We start from the raw sequence: 18,219 nt of genomic DNA, 5'->3' as shown, positions 1-18,219 counted from the left end.
CCAAGCCTTTTCCGCCAGTAGCGGAAATTCATTCATTATACTTCTTCCATTTCAAAAAGCTCCAAAGCAGCACCTGATCTGTGGATATCAGCCGGATGCTTCTTTGGAGCTTGGTATCAATACAGCTTATATTTGACGATAATCCTGGAAAATTCCTCGTACGTTTCGCATTTTAACATCTGCTGGATGATATCCGAATTGTCGACCAGTTCCATGAGATGTTTATACATTTTGGCCGGCGGCTCTTTGCCGTTTCTTTCAATGCTAAGGAGACAGATGAACTGCACGGGTTTGTCGCCCCAATCGATAGGCTGTTGAAGGGTGCAGACCGCCCATACGGTTTGATTGCTTTGCGGAATGATAGGATGAGGAATGGCTACCAAATTTCCGTAAGCCGTGGGTGCAGCCTGTTCTCGTTCCAGAACGAGTCCAATAAAGCCTTCGGCAGAGCGGATTAGCCCTTCACAATATATTTTTTGGCCCAGAAAAGAGATGACCTCTTCCTTGGTGGTAAAATTTTGTCTCAGAAATACGAGATCTTCCCGGATGTAGTGAAAAGCAAACTCGGCTTCACCAGCCAGCAAACTTTCAATTTTGCCCATATCACTGCCGCCAAGAAGCGTCTGTACCACCACGACCGGAACGGATAATGGCAGCTGAATGGGAATGGTGCTCACCACGAAATCAATGTTATGGAGAGGAACCTGCTGAAGCTTGTAATATTCCGTTGTACCCGCCACTTCAAGTCGGCTGCCAAAAGTGCTTTGCAGTTTGTACTTAAGCAGCCGGGCGCTTCCGACTCCTGAAGTGCAGACGACCAGACAGCGTTTTGGCCGGGTATTCATACGCTGTCTTTCGATGGCTGCTCCGATGTGAATGGCCAGATAGCCCATCTCCGCTTCCGGGATCGCAATATTCAGCTTGCTCTCGATCAGCTTGGCACCAATGACACCCGCTTGAAAAGCCAGAGGATAGTTGCTCTTGACATGATCCAGCATGGGGTTTCGAATGTTCATCCCGTACTTTACCCGGTTCAGCGCCGGCTTCAGATGAAGGCAGATACCTATGAGCAGTTCCGTATCACGGCTGATGTTCAGGTTCAAATCCCTGTCGATCTCAGCGAGCATTCCCTTGCCCAGTTCATAGATGTTCCGGTCCAACAGCTTCTCGGGTCCCATGTCCTCTATTTGCTGTCCTTCAATCCCGGCAAACCACTTGTTTCCGGCAAGATGCATGGCAATGTAGGCGATCTCGTCTTCGGGAAAAGACAACTGCAATTCCTTTCCGATCAGCTCGACAATATGCTCGGCAGCCCGAAACTCATCGGTGCCCCGCAGATCTCCTATTTCCGTCGAGAGCATAGCCACCCGGTTTCCGTCACGGATACGCTTGCAGGCGATCGCAATATGAATGGATAAATTGCTGAAGGCGATATCGGAGAGCGTCACTTCATATTTCTGAGTCTGTTCCAGAATGATTCCGCAGATCAGCGTCATTTCGCGGGGGCTGACGATGCGCAGAGCTGCATGAAGTGTTCCGCCTTGTTCCTCGGAACGGCTTACAATAAACTCGGACAAGCAAAACCGAAGCTGAACTTCATCACCCTTCAGTTTGACTCCGTAATTCGGCCGTTTGTGAATGGTGATTCCGTAGCTTTGCAAGGTTTGTTTAACCTCTTTGAAATCATTTTGCACCGTAGACTTGCTTACATATAGCTCATCCGCGAGGTCTTCCAGCTTCACATAATGATCAGCGAGCAGGAGGCGCTTTATTAAATACAATTGCCGGTAGCCGGGAGAACCTGGATCATCGGGCTCGCTGGACAGGAACAACTGCTGCAGCAGCGCACGAAAGCTACGATTATCCGTAATTTTCAGTTCATATCCCCTTGAACGAACAGGTTCAATTGCTGCCCCGTGTTTGGTTAGAAATTCATCCAGTTCCCGGATATCGCTGCGGATGGTACGTGAAGTAACCTGGATCAATTTGGCAAGATAATCACTTTTGACAGGAGTGTCGGCAGCCAGCAAGTGCTGAAGAATTGAAACCATGCGCGCATTCATTCAAGGTGCCCCCCCTTTCTGTAAAGCAGAATAAATGTAGTGTACACTGAACTAAATTAAAAAAACCTCCGATTACTCCAAGTGTAACACCTGCAAAATAACCGGAAGCTTGTAGTAAACTCAAAAATAAATGAAGAAGACTGAATTATCAATTGACGGGAGAAGATGGTGTATGCGGTTGTTCTGAACGTATTACCATCTGCACTGCATTCTGCCAACCTGTATAAAGCCGCTGACGGCTGACTTCGTCCATGCTAGGAGTGTAGTGCTCATACAGATTCTGATCAGAGGTGTTTCCGGTGACGATGCTAGGATCTGGCCAGTATCCGACTCCGAGACCGCCCAGATACACAGAGCCCATTGCAGATAGCTCGGCACAGGTAGAGCGGGTAACATGGGTACCCAGGATATCTGCCTGGAACTGCATTAGCCAGCTGTTAGATGAGGCTCCGCCATCCGTACGCAGACTAGTCAGGGGCACACCGGATTGTTCGCGTATAAATTCTACAGCATCTCTCACCTGATACCCGATACTCTCCAGCGCTGCCCGTACAATATGCGCTTTGCCGCTTCCACGGGTCATGCCCAGAATTGCAGCACGCGCAGAAGGGTTCCAGTAGGGAGCACCTAAACCGACAAAAGCAGGAACCAGATATACGCCCTCATTGTCCTGCAATCCGGTGACCATTGCTTGCATTTCCTCAAATGACGAGAATAATCCCAGATTATCCCTTGTCCATTTTATACTGTCTCCGGTCGTGCGTATAACGGCTTCCAATGCATAAGTAACCTTCCCTGAAGCACCCCAGGCAATCGTTGTGACAAGACCTTCACCGCCCTGTACGGGCTGCGGGCCAATATTCATAAGTACAGACGTTCCAGTTCCATACGTCGCTTTGGCGTCGCCAGTTTCAAAGCAACGGTGTCCGTACAGTGCGCCCTGTGAATCTCCGATTATCCCTGATATCGCTACTTGTTCATCCCATAATTGCGCTTCCTGTGTATAGCCATACAAGGCATCGGATGCTTTAACCTCAGGGAGCAGGGAGGAGGGAACACCAAATATGTTGCACAAATCCATATCCCAAGCCAGGGTATGGATGTTAAAGAGGGAAGTACGACTGGCATTGCTGTAATCGGTTGCATGTATTTGACCGCCCGTAAGTTTCCATAGCAGCCAGCTGTCAATGGTCCCTGCAAGCAATCTGCCTTCAGCAAGCAGTTGGGGCGCATGAGGCGCATGTTCCAAAATCCATTTGAACTTGGCAGCAGAGAAATAAGGATCGAGCATTAGACCCGTCTTGGAGCGAATCATATCTTCATAGCCATCATCTTTCAACTGTGCGCAGACCTCTGCCGTCCGCTGGCACTGCCATACAATGGCATTATAGACAGGCAAACCGGTAGTACGGTCCCAGATCAGAGCCGTTTCTCGCTGATTCGTAATGGTGACTGCGGCCAGCGAGGAAGGAGAAAGCCCGGCTTTCTCCAGCACGCCTTTCGCAGCAATAAGCACATTGTGATATATCTCAAGCGGGTCATGTTCAACCCAGCCCGGCCGGGGGTAATATTGTTTGTGCTCCAAAGAATAACGGGCAATCACTTCGCCCTGCCGATTGACCAGCAGTGTTTTGGTTCCGGAAGTGCTTTGATCGATCGCCAGAATATAGGTCTCGATATTCATTACAGCTACAGCTCCTTACTTGTTAATCAGTTCGAGCGCAATCTTGTTGATATTCTCAGGTGTAAGCCCGTAATGTTCAAATACTTCAGCTGTTTTGCCCGCAATCGCCGGCTCATCCGGTATGCCCAGTACTTTCATTGGAACGGGTTGATTTTGAACTACGACTTCTGCTACGGCAGCACCCAAGCCTCCGAATACACTGTGCTCTTCCACGGTGATAATGCCTCCGGTTTCGCGCGCTGCGGCGATGATTGCTTCCTCATCAAGAGGCTTGATGGTGTGCATATTGAGGACACGTGCTTTAACACCCGCTTGCTGGAGCAACTCAGCCGCATCCAAAATGATACGGACGGTCTCACCAGCGCCAATCAGAGTAATGTCTGATCCTTCTCGTAAGGTGACAGCTTTTCCAATCTCGAATGGATAATCATCGGACGAATAGACATCTTCAACAGCATTGCGTCCGATCCGCACATATGCACCTCCGTTATGCTGAACCAGCGCTTCGGTCATTTTTTTGGTTTCATGACGATCAGCGGGCAGCAAGACCATTAAACCTGGAATCGCTCTGGCCACGGCAATATCCTGAACAGAGTGATGGGACATTCCCAATGCGCCGTAGCTGACACCGCCGCTTATCCCGATCAGCTTTACATTGGTCCCGGAATAGGCTACATCTACCTTGATTTGCTCAATACTGCGCATGCTGAGGAAACAGGCAGGAGAGGTGACGAACGGCTTTTTACCACTGTGCGCGAGTCCGGCTGATATACCGACGATATTTTGCTCGGCAATGCCTACCTCCACAAATTGTTCGGGATATGCAGCTGCAAAAGGAGCCATGGCAGCAGAACCGCGGGAATCACTAGCCAACACCATAATATCCCGATCTTCTTTGGCAAGGCCAAGCAGTGTTTCACAGATGACCTGACGATTTGGGATTTTGTTCATTGTTTATTTCACCTGTCCTTCCCCGGATAATTCGTCTATTTTTTGCTGTAGTTCAGTCAGTCCGCGTTCAAGCTCTTCATCGTTTGGAACATGGTGATGCCATCCTGGAACACCCTCGGCAAAGGATACACCTTTTCCTTTTATCGTGTTTGCCAGCACCAACGTTGGTTTGCCTTCAATTTCGGGGACGTTGCGGAATGTTTGAACCAGTTCCTCCATGCTGTTACCGTCAATAGAGATGACATTCCAGCCGAAAGCAGCCCACTTCTCCTCCAGCGGCTCAAGTCCCATAACCTCCTCGGTTGTACCACTGATTTGCAGGCCGTTGCGGTCAATGATACCGACAAGATTATCCAGTTTGTAATGGGCACCTGCCATGGCAGCTTCCCAGTTGGAGCCTTCAGCTTGCTCCCCGTCACCCATCAGACAAAATACACGGTAGGATCGTCCGTCACGCTTGGCAGCCAGCGCCATCCCGACTGAGATGGGGAGGCCATGGCCCAATGCGCCTGTATTCATCTCAATACCAGGCACTTTATTGTTCGGATGTCCAATCAGACGGGTTCCGAATTGGCTGTAGGTTTTCAGTTCTTCTTTTGGGAAAAAACCACGGTCTGCCAGAATGCACCATAAAGATTCGACGGAATGTCCCTTGCTGGCAACAAAGCGGTCGCGCTCCTCCCATTTAGGATTAGCGACATCAATATTCATGATTTCGTAGTACAGGGCGGTGAGTATATCCGTGTTGCTCAGCGAGCCTCCCGTATGCCCTGTTTTGGCACGATGAATAATGGTGAGTAGATCCTGACGGATTTGTGCGGCTTTGATTTTCAAGTCTTGGATTTCCATAGTGTCCTCCTTGAAATAATATAGTTAAACCAGAATGTTCGACTTAGTGACAGTGAGATCGGAGCCGCGCAACCAGCGTTGGATCTCCTGTTCGGTAGGATCTACCGGGTCTGCCTTGACGCCTGGAAGGTAATTGCAGGCCTCGTAGAGAGCCGGGATGACGTTAGCGTGAATGCCAACAGAGTGGTGGACGTAAGGACCTTTGACGAGCTTTTCTTCCCATAACGGCCAGTCGTTGACTTCTACCCAGACATACGAGCCGCGGGTATAAGGTCCCTCAATCCCTTTCGCTTTGCCGAGGAAAATGGAATACTCCCCGTGGTCACCGTCAAAACGAGCGATGGTCATGCCGCCGCCTTTAATTTCTCCTTCATGTGTGCCTGGCGCGTGATCATCGAACAGGAAGTGCTTGCGCAGCTTGGGTTTGTTCTCAATGGACATGGATACTGGAAAATTCCCGCAGTGGAATAGAAGTTCTCCATTGTCATTCTCAGGGTGGCGTACCGTAATATCAGCAAAAAAGGTCGGCAGTTCGTTCATCGCAGCCGCTTGTACCATAACCGAAGTAATAGCTCCGTGAATATCGGTTTCGCAGGTGACCGGAATTTGTTCATCTGTCAAAATGGCATTTGCCAGACATGGCATAATTCCCATGGCTTCCTGAAGGGCGGACCAGCATTGGATGGCGATGGCTGTGCTTCCCGTTTCGATGGCATAGGATTTCATGGCTACTTTAAGTGCAGCGATTCGTCTGACATCATCTTCGGTGACTTCACTGTAGTCCAGCTTCTCTTTGATGTAATCAATCGCTTCTGAAAGTTCGGCACTGCTCCCGGATGCAATTTTCTTGGAACGAAGCTGAATATCTACCAGCGTAATCGGATGGATTTCAATACCGAATCGTTCCAACAGTTCTCCTTCATTGCAGATCATGGTCCAAAAGGAAGCGGGGCGAGGGCCAATCTGGAGAATCCGTAACTTATTGAACTGTCGTACCACATTGGCGGCCGAGATAAAGTTGTTAAACCCTCGTTCAAATACCGGATCAGTCACACGACTGTTGGTTATATAGGTAAATGGGACATTAAAGCGGCGAAGCACTTTTCCGCTGGCGAACAATCCACACTGGGTATCCCGCAATCTCATGCCGTCGGCCAAAGGGGCCTCATCACGTGGACCCCACAATAGAACCGGCTTACCAAGCGCCTTGCCCACACGGGCAACCGTATCCTCAGTTCCAAAATTGCAATGGGGGAAGAAAACGGCGTCGACTTCCTCTTCCTTAAAACGTTTGATAATCAAGTCAGCGTTAATATGATCGTCGTATAGCAATCCTTCTTCATTAAGCCCTTCCAAATCCACAATATCAATGTTCATCCCGAAGCTCTCGATTTGTTTGCGAATGGCAACTTTGTAGCGGAATGCATCCTCAGCACTGAAGGTGAACCGTCGTGTAGGCGCATAACCCAGTTTCAGCTTTTTCATTAATAACTCTCCTTTACTAGAAGTAAATAAACTGAAATGAGACTAAACAAGACTAAACTAAATCAACTAAAATGTATGAAGTTTTATTTTCGAAATCATCGTATCACCTCTATAAACCGCTGTCAATTGGCTGAATTCTAATAGAAATCATTATTTAGTTTAGTTAGTCTAGTTGAATTATCTAAACTTATAGATTATATTTAGAATAAATCACATATATAGTATTCTTTCTCACCAAATTTTCAGGAATAAAATGAATAATATTATAAATAAAGAAACTAAATTTATATCGAGAAATATACTAATCTATTGCATCTGTTTATTCATATATGTAAACTGACTTTAACGGTTAGCCGTATTTTATATAGATGGAGAATCAATTTATGAAAATGGAAGATATCGCCCAAATGGCTAATGTTTCTAAATCGGCTGTTTCTCTTGCTTTTAGTGGTAAGCCGGGGATTAGTCCTGAAACACGAGAGCATATACTTCAAATCGCTCATCAAGTTGGTTACATGCCGAAGAGCCGAGCCTCACATCAGAAGAAAGGCGATAAAGCGTTGCTGTTTCTAGTGTGTACTAGCTCCGGTATTGTTTTTGAGCAATATGATCAACAGCCCTTTTTTAAGTCACTGATTTATTTCATAGAAGAAAACTGCCGCCAAAAAGGTTATAAACTAATTTTTTCGACAGTAAATGTAGAATTTTTTGAAGAGGAAATTAAACATGTGTTTGAGGAAAAATATAGTGATGGTGCCATTGTTCTCGGAACAAATTTGACACGCTGGCAGATCGAAGAAATACATCATATCATGCCTAATTTGGTTGTACTGGATACTTGTTTTGACACGTTGCCCGTACAATTTATCGGTATTAATAACCGTATAGGAGCTTACCAGGCAGGAGCACATTTATGCCAACTTGGTCATACTTCAATAGGTTATATTGCTTCAAATGTACGTATTCATAATTTTGAGGAGCGGCAGCGAGGATTTATGGAGGCATTAGAGGAATTTCAGATCGATATCCCCACATCTCGGCGTTTGTCGGTGGCCCCAACCATTCTAAGCTCACAGGAATCGCTTAAAAAACAATTGACTGAATATTTGAGTGATGATCGACAACTTCCGACGGCGTGGTTTTGTGAATGTGACTACATTGCGATAAGTGCGATTAAAACATTAACCGAGATGGGGATTAAAGTGCCCGAGGAATGCTCAGTTATAGGGTTCGACAATATTAATGAATCATTAATTATTACTCCAGAGTTGACAACGATCCATGTTGAGAAAGAGCGAATGGCTGAGCTTGCCGTCGATCTGTTGACTAAAGCCATCGAAACTGGCCCTAAAATGCAATCTAAAATTACAGTCGATACCCGGTTTGTAGAGCGTAAATCCTGTGCGCTTCCCAACCCGCGAGATTTGAATAATTAAAAAGTAGACGCTTTTTCGCCAAACAGGCATCTGTGGTAAGTGCCAACCGATTAGATCGCCGATTTCAGGCAGATTCCCCTTTATCCAAGCCGCTTAGCCGCAAGCCTAAGCGGCTTGGAATTCTTGGAAACCATTTACGCGAGCTCTTTTTGAAGATAAGCATCAATTTTTGCGAGGGCTTCCTCTGTACCGCCGGATTGCTGGAAGCTATCATTTATTTTTTGTACACCCTCTTTATATGCTGCGTTCGACATCACTTCATGTACGGCCTCTCTTAACGATTGTACATGGATACGGTCTTTGGTTATTCGATAGCCAGCTTGAAGCTCCGTTAACCGCTGCGCGACCAGTGGCTGATCCTTGTCCTGAGGCAGAACGACCAAGGGTACATTGAAGTGAATCCCTTCATTCACGCTGTTCATTCCACCATGCGTAATAAACACATCTGCATGACGCAATACCTCCAATTGAGGAACATAGGGCGAAATGATAAAGTGCTCAGGGGCCGGATTGATTTTCGTAAAGTCGGCTTTCTCGCCAGCTGCAATCACGACGATGCCTTCAAAATCGGAAAAAGCTTCGATACAGGTGTTGAAAAAGTCTTCAATATGATCCAAAACTGTTCCCATCGAAATATACAAAACCTTTTTACCCTGTAGTCTGTCCAAAGGAAAAGAATGTTCCCCTTTGCGCTCAGGGAAGCTGGGACCGATAAAAAGGCTCTCTTCACCAAAACGCTCAGCGTCCGGTTGGAAATATCGGCTGGTGTATACAACATTCAGAGCCCCTGTATTGTTCATAAATTGAACCATACTCTCGGGAGCGACACCGAATCTTTCTTTCATGAGCTCCAGTGAAGTCGCAGCCTGTTCATTAAGCTGAAACGGTACTTTTGCGTCAGAGCGAAAGAGATTGCTAGCCATTTGATTCTTTGAAATTAAAAAGGATGGGGATGAAGCAATACCGGGGATATTCAAATAATCTCTAACTAACTCACCAGCTCCGAATCTATCATAGAACACAAAGTCAAAATCAATGCTTTCAGACAGCTGTTTGGTGATTGCTAATATGTCCATCGAAGTCTGGATATGAATATTCATAAATGCGTTCAACCCAGCCGGAGTACTGGTATCAATGGAAGCCGTTCTGATCAGATCGGGATGCAGGTGAACCGTTGCTCCAACTGCTTGGAGTCTGTCCTTGTATTTCTCAGTTGTAATGTAATGTACCTGATCCCCACGCGCTGCAAAGGCTTGCGTAATCCCGAGCGTAGGATTCACATGCCCTTCTGCCGGAAAGTTAACCATTAATATGTGCAGCATTCATCATCACTCCTGTTCGATTTTATCGAAGATCGCAGCTTTCACTGAATCTCTTTATTTATAATAACAATAATATTTATATTTTCAAATGATATCCTTTCTGTAAATGTGGTGCAAACACATTAAAATGGCATCAATATTTTTCCTGGTGTAACAGAGTACAGCCGCTGTATGGCATGTTTTTGGTGTTTGACGTGAAATTTGTATAACAAATATTTACCTCGTGCATAGTAAAGACGAACTCTACTCAGCAAGGGAGGTTTTTCTAAAATGAATGTTCAAAGAGCACAAGAAATAGCGTCCTCTCCCATAATGGCGAATGTGCTGTGTGAGGGGCAACCCATTTACATTCAGCATGTGAACGAGCAGCGTGAGACGGCACGCATCTATGCGCTGAATCATCCAGAGGAAGAGCGGGAAGTACCTTTGTACACACTAACAGAGCGAGATCAGACTCTCGAATAAGAAAGGAGCGATATAAATAATGAAACCCAATCAACAGAAAGTAGTCGAGGCTGACCGTTTGAATTTTCGTGACCAGACTGATGATGTAGTCAGAGAAGTACCGGCCACGACGGATGCCAGCGAAGCAGTTGCTGCGATGACCTCACATATCAATAAATACGATGTACCGGATGAGCTGGAGGAAAAATAGAGAATGACCAAGCGCGCACAGGATAACCTGCTGCGTGCTTTTTTTATGTGTTTTAAAACATTCATTAATATCAGAAAAAAAGTATTGCATATAGGTTTACTAGGTATTATGATAACAACAGATTTATATTTTTTTGCTTCTTTTAAAGGTATAAGGTTTAGACCTTAAAGATTTATGATCGGAGTGTTCGTATGTTAATCCCATCTCCTCTGCGCTTTGAGAAAGTATCAGCTAAAAAAGTGAGTGATTTTATTAGAGAGCAGCTGGAAGAGGCTATTATTCTAAAAGAGCTGCTTAGCGAGGAGCAGCTGCCAACAGAGCGGGAACTCGCAGAGATATTTAATGCCAGCCGAATTACAGTTCGTGAGGCATTATCTCAATTGGAGTCCAAGGGACTCATTGAAAAGAGAGTAGGTGCCAAGGGAGGGACGTTTGTTCTTCCGGTGACAGCAAATTCTCATAAACGTACCCGGGCAGAAATCGCACAAGATTGGGAGCATATGCTGAAGGTCTTTGAATATCGGATGATTGTAGAGCCTGAGGCTGCTTATTTAGCGGCTGCGCGGATCACCGCGGATGAACTGGACTTGCTTCAGCATTATCTGGATCAGAGTATTGAAGCGGATTGTACCCGAGAATGGTTTCGGGCCCTGGACGTCAAGTTTCATTTGGCGATTGCCAAGGCATCGGGCAACCCACTTTGTGAAGCCGCTGTTAGGCAGATTCGGACTCAAATTAACCCGGCGCTGGATCTCATGCCCTATGATAACCAGATTCGGACGGTAAATTACGATGTCCATACAGAAATCCTGAGTGCGCTTCGGGCACGGGATGCTGAAAAGTCGCGGGAAGTAATGAGACACCATATCGGACATTCCGCAGACGCCATTTATGCGAGATTGGTTGCAAAAGGCTAGACGGTGTCTTACGGAACAAAGAACACAATTTGCGGGGACGGTGAAAGCATGAATGGTGAATGCATGAGCATACATGAGCTCTTGGCTTTATCAAGACCGCTTCAAGAGCAATTGATCACATGGCGCAGGGATTTTCATCGCCATCCTGAAACGGGATATGAAGAGATTCGCACGTCCGGTATTGTAGCTGAGCACTTGCAAAGTCTGGGGTTGGAGGTAACCACACAGGTAGGTAAAACCGGGGTTGTGGGGCTGTTGCGTGGAAAAAGCCCGGGGCCTACCATCGGTCTCAGGGCAGATATGGATGCTTTACCGATTCAGGATGAAAAAACGGCTCCCTATCGTTCGCAGATTCCGGGAAAGGCACATTTATGCGGACATGATGCCCATACTGCGATACTGATGGGAACCGCGCAGTTACTGGCTACTTTGGAGAGACCTGAACGAGGCCATATCAAATTTGTCTTTCAACCGGCAGAAGAAGGTTTGGCCGGAGCCAAGGCCATGATAGATGACGGTGTGCTGGACAATCCCAAAGTAGATGCCATGGCAGGGCTACATATGTTCCCGGGTCTGAGGACAGGCACACTTGGGGTCAGCAAAGGGGTAGCTTTTGCATCAGCAGATGGCTTAACCATTAAAATTTTAGGCAAAGGGGGTCATGCCGCCCGTCCGCATGAGGGGATAGACGCGATTGCCGTGTCCGCGCAGGTGATTTCTGCCCTGCAAAATATACCCAGCCGTCTGGTTGACCCGCTTGAGCCCATTGTCATTACCATTGGCAAAATTAGTGGCGGCTACATGGGGGCTGCCATTGCACCGGAAGTAGAAATGATCGGCACCGTTCGAACTCTATCTGCGGAGCTGCGCAAGCGAATGCCTGAACTGATCGAGCAGGTGGTCCGTGGGGTGTGTGAGTCGTTTGGGGCCGGATATGAATTGAATTATCAGCATGGCTACCCGGTTGTGCAGAACGACCCGGATATGGTCGACCTGATGACGGAAACGAGTGAGCTGCTGTTTGGCTCCAGGGAGTGGGAATACATCAAACCGTCAACAGGCGGGGAGGATTTCGCTTTTTATTGTGAGCAGGTTCCCGGCGTGTTCTTCCGGCTGGGGTCCGGGAGAGGAGATGAGGAAACAAGCTATCCATTGCACCATCCCAAGTTTGATTTGGATGAATCGGTACTGCCTTATGGCGTAGCCATGATGTCGGCTATAGCGCTGAATTTTTTGAAGAAGCAATAAAGTTTGAGACGCTAGAGAAACAGCTGTGTGGCAAAATACAACGTTAATGGACTGGAGTGGACAAAATGAACAGACACAAGTGGTTTACAGGCGGGATCACATTACTGATTGCAGCGATTATTCTGGCAGGCTGCGGTGCTCCATCCACAGGCGGCAGCAAAGACAGTGCAGCATCGACATCGACTGACAGTAAAGTGCTGACGATTGCAAATGCTACGGATATTGAGAGCTTTGATCCACATAACAATAACAATACGGCGAGTGAAGCCGTTCTGGTTAACGTATTTGACTACTTGCTGAAAAATGATAGTCAGCAAAAGAAAGTACCTGGACTCGCTACTTCCTGGGAAAAAGTAAATGATACGACCTGGCGTTTTCACTTGCGCGAAGGGGTTGCCTTCCATAACGGGGATCCATTCACGGCAGATGATGTGAAGTACACGATAGAAAGAGTGGCAAAGGATAACACGCTCAAACAAAATTCCTACTTTAAAAATATTAAAGAAGTGAAAGTGGTGGATGAACATACGGCAGACATCATCACGGATGGACCGGACCCGCTGCTGCTGAATCGTTTGTCCAAAATGGGCGCAGGGATATTACCTTCCAAGTATATTGAGAAAAACGGGATAGAGGCATTCCTTAAAAATCCAATCGGCACAGGCCCTTATAAATTTAGTCAATGGATTAAGGATGACCGGGTCGTACTCGTTAAAAATGATAAATATTATGAAGGTCAGCCGAAATGGGATCAGGTTGTTTTTCGCTCCATTCCGGAAGCCTCTACGCGTGTGTCTGAACTGCTCGCAGGCTCGGTTGACATTGCTTCCGGTATTCCGTCTACCGATGTAGCACGTATTCAAGGCGAAGACGGCAAAAAAATCGTCAAGGCACCGATTCAGCGTGTTCTGCAATTGATTTTACGTCAAAGCCAAGGAAGTGCTACAGCTAACCCTAAGGTGAGAGAGGCGATAGACCTTGCAATCGATAAAAAGGGAATCGTGGACAGCATTGCAGGCGGTGCCGGGATCGTAACTCGCACTTCTGTTACGCCGGGCAACTTTGGTGCCGACCCTTCCCTGTATGAGAAGACCTTATATGATCCGGCTAAAGCCAAAGAACTGCTGAAGCAAGCCGGTTATGCTGGCGCAGGCCCGGAATTAACCTTGTCGGTATCCTCAATATACAAGGAGTATGCTGAGGTTGTAGCCGCCATGTTAAATAAAGAAGGCTTCAAAATAAAGCTGGACGTGCTGGAGCCAAGTGCTTTCAGTGAGCGTTACAGTTCCAAATCGTTCAAGGAAATGTTTATGATCGGCATTGGTAATTCCCTGTTCGATGCTTCCAATAACTATAATCGTTACCTGCTGGAAGAGGCTAAAGGCGAAACGGATTATAACAATCCAAAGGTAGAGAAGCTGCTGCAGCATGCTCTGACAAATCTGGATACAGCCTCGCGTGAAAAAGAGTATCAGCAAGTGCAACAGATTTTGGCTGAAGATCGTCCGGCTGTTTATCTGTTCCAAATGGAAGGGATTTATGGCACTGGTAACGGCGTGAATTTCCAGCCGAGAAGTGATGAAATGTTCTATGCAGAGGATATTGCATCTGCAAAATAAAACGAGAAGTGAACGGGCGGGGACCTCAATGCAGGTTCCTGCCCGTCCTTTTAAAAAAAGCCTGCTGGTTATGGAGGTGACGGATTGAAAACTTATATCGCCAAATCGCTGCTGCAGGTGATTCCTGTACTGCTGATTGTCTCTCTGATTGTATTCATCCTGGTGAGGGTAACCGGCGACCCAGTAGCCCTTATGCTGCCGGAGACCGCTACAGCCGAGGATCGTGCAGTATTGACACAAGCGCTCGGACTGGATCAGCCATTATATACGCAATACATTAAATTTATTGGCAGTGCCTTACAGGGCGATTTTGGCACCTCGTTTCGCTATGGTGAATCGGCTTTGCCCTTAGTGCTGGAACGGCTGCCTGCCAGTTTTGAATTGGCAGTAGCCGCCATGATTTTTGCGGTCATCATCGCAGTGCCACTGGGCGTCATCTCGGCAGTTAAGCGGAATACCTTTATGGATTTAATCATTTCCAGTTTGTCTGTCGTCGGCAAGGCCATGCCTAACTTTTGGATGGGGATTATGCTCATTTTGTTATTTTCCGTCATGTTGGGGATGCTTCCCGTGTCTGGCCGGGGCGGGATGGAGCATTTAATACTTCCAGCCTTTACGCTGGGTGTCGGTCTTTCTGCACAAATGACCCGACTCATTCGCTCCAGTATGTTGGACATTTTGAATCAGGACTATATACGGACAGCACGAAGTAAAGGGATTTTTGAGATTGTAGTGATCGGAAAACACGCTTTTCGCAATGGATTAATTCCGGTTGTCACGATCATGAGCTTGCAATTTACAAGCTTGATCGGCGGAACACTGATTACCGAGACGGTATTTGCATGGCCGGGCTTGGGGCAGTTGCTTGTTGTCGCAGTGAATACACACGACATGGCTATTGTTCAGGCCGCTGTATTTGTGATCGCCTTGATAGTCGTCATCAGCAATATTTTAACGGATATCGTTTATCGACTGCTTGATCCCAGAATTAAATACAACTAGAGAGAGGAGGAGAAGATGTGGCAGGCATCAATCCTATACAAGCCCTTGGCTCGGAGCCGGACGACCCAAAGCAATCCCTTCGACTATCGGCTGTCGGCCGCGTGTGGAAGCAACTGTTACGAAGTAAAACCGGAACGGTCGGTGCGGTTCTGATACTGCTCGTTAGCTTAACAGCTCTATTTGCACCTCTTTTGGCCACTCACAATCCTGCGGATATTGACCCGCTTAACCGACTGAAACCACCCATGTGGCTGGCTGGTGGATTGCCAGAGCATTGGCTTGGTACAGATAATCTGGGGCGGGATATGTGGAGCCGTATCGTATACGGGGCCAGAGTTTCGCTTATCGTCGGTATCGGTGCAGTCCTGGTCTCAGGCACGATTGGCGCGATCCTCGGACTTCTTGCTGGTTTTTATGGCAAATGGGTGGATGCCGTGATTATGAGAGTTGCCGATGCATTTTTGGCTATTCCGGCCATTCTGCTGATGCTGGTCGTCTTGGCCGTGGTAGGGCCTGGCATGACTACACTTATTTTTGTTATTGGCGTTACGAATTGGGTTGCTTATACAAGGGTGGTCCGGGGCGAGGTATTGAGTATCAAGGAACGGGACTTCGTCAAGGCAGCCAAGGCGATTGGCTCCAAAAATAGCAGGATTCTGTTGAAACACATTTTACCCAATGTCTTGTCTTCGTTCATTGTGATTTCCGGCATGAATGTGGCGACAACGATTATTATGGAAGCTTCGCTTAGTTTTCTCGGATTGGGGATCACGCCACCAGCCGTTTCCTGGGGCGGTATGCTGAGCGATGGCAGACAATATGTAGCTACAAGCTGGTGGGTGGCAACGTTTCCCGGTCTGGCAATTACCATCACGGTCCTGGGCGTCATTTTCCTCGGTGACTGGCTTCGCGACGTGTTAGATCCCCACATGAAGGCGAAAGAATAACAGAAGGGGGGCGGAAAAGATGTCCACAAGACTGCTTGAAGTGAACCAATTGAAAACCTATTTTAAAACAGAGGATGGAATGGTTCCCTCGGTCAACGGTGTCAGCTTCACTGTGAACCCGGGCGAAACATTAGCGATTGTTGGAGAGTCCGGTTCCGGTAAAAGTGTAACCTCCTTGTCTATTATGGGCTTAGTGGCTGCGCCGGGAAAAGTAGTGGGCGGGGAAATTTTGCTGGAAGGCCGGGATTTACTCCAATTATCCAAGGGAGAAATGCGCAAATATCGGGGAAACGAGATATCGATGATTTTTCAGGAGCCGATGAACTCGCTGAATCCGGTATTTACGATTGGCAACCAGATCAGTGAGGTGATTCGGCAGCATCAAAAGTTGAGCAAAGCGGAGGCGCGGGAGAAAAGTATTGAAATGCTGGAGAGGGTAGGCATACCTGGTGCTTCGAAGGTTGTGGGTTATTTCCCGCATCAGTTGTCCGGTGGTATGCGTCAGCGGGTGATGATCGCAATGGCCTTGGCCTGCCATCCGAAGCTGCTGATTGCCGATGAACCGACGACGGCACTGGACGTGACGATTCAGGCTCAAATTTTGAATTTAATCCACAAGCTAAGCAAGGAAGAGAACACAGGTATCATTCTGATCACTCATGATTTAGGTGTGGTCGCGGAAATGGCCGATCGGGTGGTTGTGATGTATGCCGGTGAAGTGGTCGAGGAAGCAAACGTATTTGATTTGTTCGAAAAGCCGGGTCACCCTTATACAATCGGGCTGCTAGGATCACTCCCCAAGCTTACGGAACAGAGAGAATGGCTGGATTCCATTCCCGGCACCGTTCCTAATATGATGCAGATGCCGAGTGGATGTCCATTTCATCCCCGTTGCCCTTATGCCCAGGAACAGTGCACCCAGGTTCATCCTGAAATACAGGCCAAGGACCAAGGACACTATGTCAGATGCTTGCGGATGGAGGAGGTGTCGGTATGAGTGAGACAGCACAGGGTACACCGCTTCTTGAGGTGAATGGACTCAAAAAATATTATCCAATGAAAAAGGGCTGGTTCTCTCAAAAAAGTGGTTATGTGCGGGCGGTTGATGATTTGAGCTTTAAGGTTATGCCTGGCGAAACTTTGGGTATTGTAGGGGAATCAGGTTGCGGCAAATCAACAACAGGACAAATGATTACACAACTGCTGGAGCCTACGGCAGGCGAAATCCGTTTTCAAGGGCAAAGTCTGTCTGATTTAACGGACGAAGAGGTCCGCAAAGTTAGACGAGATTTGCAATTTGTATTTCAAGATCCGTACTCTTCTTTGAATCCAAGAATGAAGGTCTTTGATATCGTCGCCGAACCGCTGCAAGTACACGGGATTGCTAAAGGGAAAGAGCTTAAAGCCGAAGTGTTCCGGCTGCTGCAGACGGTAGGACTAGGCGCTCATCTGGCAGATCGGCATCCCCATGAATTCAGTGGCGGACAGCGGCAACGGATCGGCATAGCCAGGGCACTTGCCATGAAGCCGAAGCTCATTGTTTGCGATGAACCTGTATCCGCGCTGGATGTGTCGATTCAGGCTCAGATTTTGAATTTGTTAAAAGAGCTCCAGCAGCAGTTCGAGCTCACTTACATTTTTATCGCTCATGGCCTGCCTTCTGTCAAGCATATCAGCGATCGCATCGCGGTGATGTACTTGGGTAAAATCGTGGAGCTTGCGGATCGTGATGAGTTGTTTGCGCGGCCACAGCATCCGTACACCAAAGCACTGCTTGACGCAGTACCCGTCCCTGATCCGAGGCTGCGCAAGGAGCGAATCACATTGACAGGTGAAATCCCCAATCCGGCCAATCCGCCTGCGGGCTGTACTTTTCACACGCGTTGCCCATACGCACAAGAGATATGCCGCGGGCAAAGCCCGCTGCTCGAAGAGCATACGCCAGGGCATGTTGCAGCCTGTCATTTTCCTCTGCAGAAGCAGATGGCTTACGAATAGATACACCTTTGGCGGTATGCTTGGGCAGTGTGTTCGGCAGTAT

16 protein-coding genes are annotated in these 18,219 nt (G+C 47.5%); 10 read left to right on the top strand and 6 right to left on the bottom strand.

From position 1 onward, the window contains the following. Nucleotides 1–116: 116 nt before the first annotated feature. From WG8_RS21180 to WG8_RS21160, 5 genes are all read right to left on the bottom strand, one after another. Entirely contained in the window at nt 117–2,063 is a 1,947-nt protein-coding gene (locus WG8_RS21180; RefSeq protein WP_007432301.1) for a BglG family transcription antiterminator, read from the bottom strand. A 148-nt stretch (nt 2,064–2,211) separates the two neighbouring features. After that, on the bottom strand, nt 2,212–3,747 hold the full coding sequence (gene glpK, locus WG8_RS21175; protein WP_007432300.1) for a glycerol kinase GlpK: 1,536 nt from the start codon (nt 3,745–3,747) through the stop codon (nt 2,212–2,214). Between the two features lie 15 nt (nt 3,748–3,762). Then, nucleotides 3,763–4,698, bottom strand: a complete 936-nt coding sequence (locus WG8_RS21170) for a transketolase family protein (RefSeq protein WP_007432299.1) — start codon at nt 4,696–4,698, stop codon at nt 3,763–3,765. A gap of 3 nt (nt 4,699–4,701) precedes the next feature. After that, nucleotides 4,702–5,547: a transketolase gene (locus WG8_RS21165; RefSeq protein WP_007432298.1), complete on the bottom strand. Its 846-nt coding sequence runs from the start codon at nt 5,545–5,547 to the stop codon at nt 4,702–4,704. Between the two features lie 24 nt (nt 5,548–5,571). Continuing rightward, on the bottom strand, nt 5,572–7,032 hold the full coding sequence (locus WG8_RS21160) for an L-fucose/L-arabinose isomerase family protein (protein ID WP_007432297.1): 1,461 nt from the start codon (nt 7,030–7,032) through the stop codon (nt 5,572–5,574). 383 nt (nt 7,033–7,415) lie between these two features. Here WG8_RS21160 and WG8_RS21155 point away from each other — a divergent pair, with 383 nt between their 5' ends. Continuing rightward, on the top strand, nt 7,416–8,468 hold the full coding sequence (locus tag WG8_RS21155) for a LacI family DNA-binding transcriptional regulator (protein WP_007432296.1): 1,053 nt from the start codon (nt 7,416–7,418) through the stop codon (nt 8,466–8,468). Between the two features lie 134 nt (nt 8,469–8,602). Here WG8_RS21155 and WG8_RS21150 read toward each other — a convergent pair whose 3' ends face one another. Next, entirely contained in the window at nt 8,603–9,790 is a 1,188-nt protein-coding gene (locus WG8_RS21150) for a macrolide family glycosyltransferase (RefSeq protein ID WP_007432295.1), read from the bottom strand. Nucleotides 9,791–10,060: 270 nt separating this feature from the next. Here WG8_RS21150 and WG8_RS21145 point away from each other — a divergent pair, with 270 nt between their 5' ends. The 9 genes from WG8_RS21145 (at nt 10,061) to WG8_RS21110 (ending at nt 18,176) form a co-directional block, all read left to right on the top strand. After that, a complete protein-coding gene (locus WG8_RS21145) occupies nt 10,061–10,255 on the top strand; it encodes a small acid-soluble spore protein H (protein WP_007432294.1) in 195 nt (64 codons plus the stop codon). A gap of 19 nt (nt 10,256–10,274) precedes the next feature. Further along, complete coding sequence (locus WG8_RS27500) at nt 10,275–10,445, top strand: hypothetical protein (protein ID WP_007432293.1); 171 nt, start codon at nt 10,275–10,277, stop codon at nt 10,443–10,445. A gap of 191 nt (nt 10,446–10,636) precedes the next feature. Beyond that, on the top strand, nt 10,637–11,362 hold the full coding sequence (locus WG8_RS21140; protein ID WP_007432292.1) for a FadR/GntR family transcriptional regulator: 726 nt from the start codon (nt 10,637–10,639) through the stop codon (nt 11,360–11,362). Between the two features lie 48 nt (nt 11,363–11,410). Next, a complete protein-coding gene (locus WG8_RS21135) occupies nt 11,411–12,610 on the top strand; it encodes a M20 metallopeptidase family protein (protein ID WP_007432291.1) in 1,200 nt (399 codons plus the stop codon). 65 nt (nt 12,611–12,675) lie between these two features. Beyond that, nucleotides 12,676–14,229, top strand: a complete 1,554-nt coding sequence (locus WG8_RS21130; protein ID WP_007432290.1) for an ABC transporter substrate-binding protein — start codon at nt 12,676–12,678, stop codon at nt 14,227–14,229. Between the two features lie 84 nt (nt 14,230–14,313). Then, entirely contained in the window at nt 14,314–15,231 is a 918-nt protein-coding gene (locus tag WG8_RS21125; protein ID WP_007432288.1) for an ABC transporter permease, read from the top strand. Between the two features lie 17 nt (nt 15,232–15,248). Continuing rightward, entirely contained in the window at nt 15,249–16,178 is a 930-nt protein-coding gene (locus WG8_RS21120; protein WP_007432287.1) for an ABC transporter permease, read from the top strand. Nucleotides 16,179–16,197: 19 nt separating this feature from the next. Continuing rightward, the gene (locus tag WG8_RS21115; RefSeq protein WP_007432286.1) at nt 16,198–17,175 is read left to right on the top strand and encodes an ABC transporter ATP-binding protein; all 978 of its coding nucleotides are present in this window, start codon (nt 16,198–16,200) and stop codon (nt 17,173–17,175) included. After that, the gene (locus tag WG8_RS21110) at nt 17,172–18,176 is read left to right on the top strand and encodes an ABC transporter ATP-binding protein (protein WP_007432285.1); all 1,005 of its coding nucleotides are present in this window, start codon (nt 17,172–17,174) and stop codon (nt 18,174–18,176) included. Before WG8_RS21115 ends, WG8_RS21110 begins: the two co-directional genes overlap by 4 nt. Nucleotides 18,177–18,219: the final 43 nt, after the last annotated feature.

The sequence above is a fragment of the Paenibacillus sp. Aloe-11 genome (assembly GCF_000245715.1).
Lineage (GTDB): Bacteria > Bacillota > Bacilli > Paenibacillales > Paenibacillaceae > Paenibacillus > Paenibacillus kribbensis.
Note: the sequence above shows the minus strand (reverse complement) of the source record. Positions and strands in the feature narration are given on the sequence as shown.

Bases quoted from the DNA above. Each gene is read 5' to 3' on its own strand.
- WG8_RS21170 (WP_007432299.1), bottom strand. From the start codon at position 4,698: ATGAACAAAATCCCAAATCGTCAGGTCATCTGTGAAACACTGCTTGGC.
- WG8_RS21140 (WP_007432292.1), top strand. From the start codon at position 10,637: ATGTTAATCCCATCTCCTCTGCGCTTTGAGAAAGTATCAGCTAAAAAA.
- WG8_RS21155 (WP_007432296.1), top strand. From the start codon at position 7,416: ATGAAAATGGAAGATATCGCCCAAATGGCTAATGTTTCTAAATCGGCT.
- glpK (WP_007432300.1), bottom strand. From the start codon at position 3,747: ATGAATATCGAGACCTATATTCTGGCGATCGATCAAAGCACTTCCGGA.
- WG8_RS21160 (WP_007432297.1), bottom strand. From the start codon at position 7,032: ATGAAAAAGCTGAAACTGGGTTATGCGCCTACACGACGGTTCACCTTC.
- WG8_RS21150 (WP_007432295.1), bottom strand. From the start codon at position 9,790: ATGCTGCACATATTAATGGTTAACTTTCCGGCAGAAGGGCATGTGAAT.
- WG8_RS21115 (WP_007432286.1), top strand. From the start codon at position 16,198: ATGTCCACAAGACTGCTTGAAGTGAACCAATTGAAAACCTATTTTAAA.
- WG8_RS21165 (WP_007432298.1), bottom strand. From the start codon at position 5,547: ATGGAAATCCAAGACTTGAAAATCAAAGCCGCACAAATCCGTCAGGAT.
- WG8_RS21135 (WP_007432291.1), top strand. From the start codon at position 11,411: ATGAATGGTGAATGCATGAGCATACATGAGCTCTTGGCTTTATCAAGA.
- WG8_RS27500 (WP_007432293.1), top strand. From the start codon at position 10,275: ATGAAACCCAATCAACAGAAAGTAGTCGAGGCTGACCGTTTGAATTTT.
- WG8_RS21145 (WP_007432294.1), top strand. From the start codon at position 10,061: ATGAATGTTCAAAGAGCACAAGAAATAGCGTCCTCTCCCATAATGGCG.
- WG8_RS21110 (WP_007432285.1), top strand. From the start codon at position 17,172: ATGAGTGAGACAGCACAGGGTACACCGCTTCTTGAGGTGAATGGACTC.
- WG8_RS21180 (WP_007432301.1), bottom strand. From the start codon at position 2,063: ATGAATGCGCGCATGGTTTCAATTCTTCAGCACTTGCTGGCTGCCGAC.
- WG8_RS21130 (WP_007432290.1), top strand. From the start codon at position 12,676: ATGAACAGACACAAGTGGTTTACAGGCGGGATCACATTACTGATTGCA.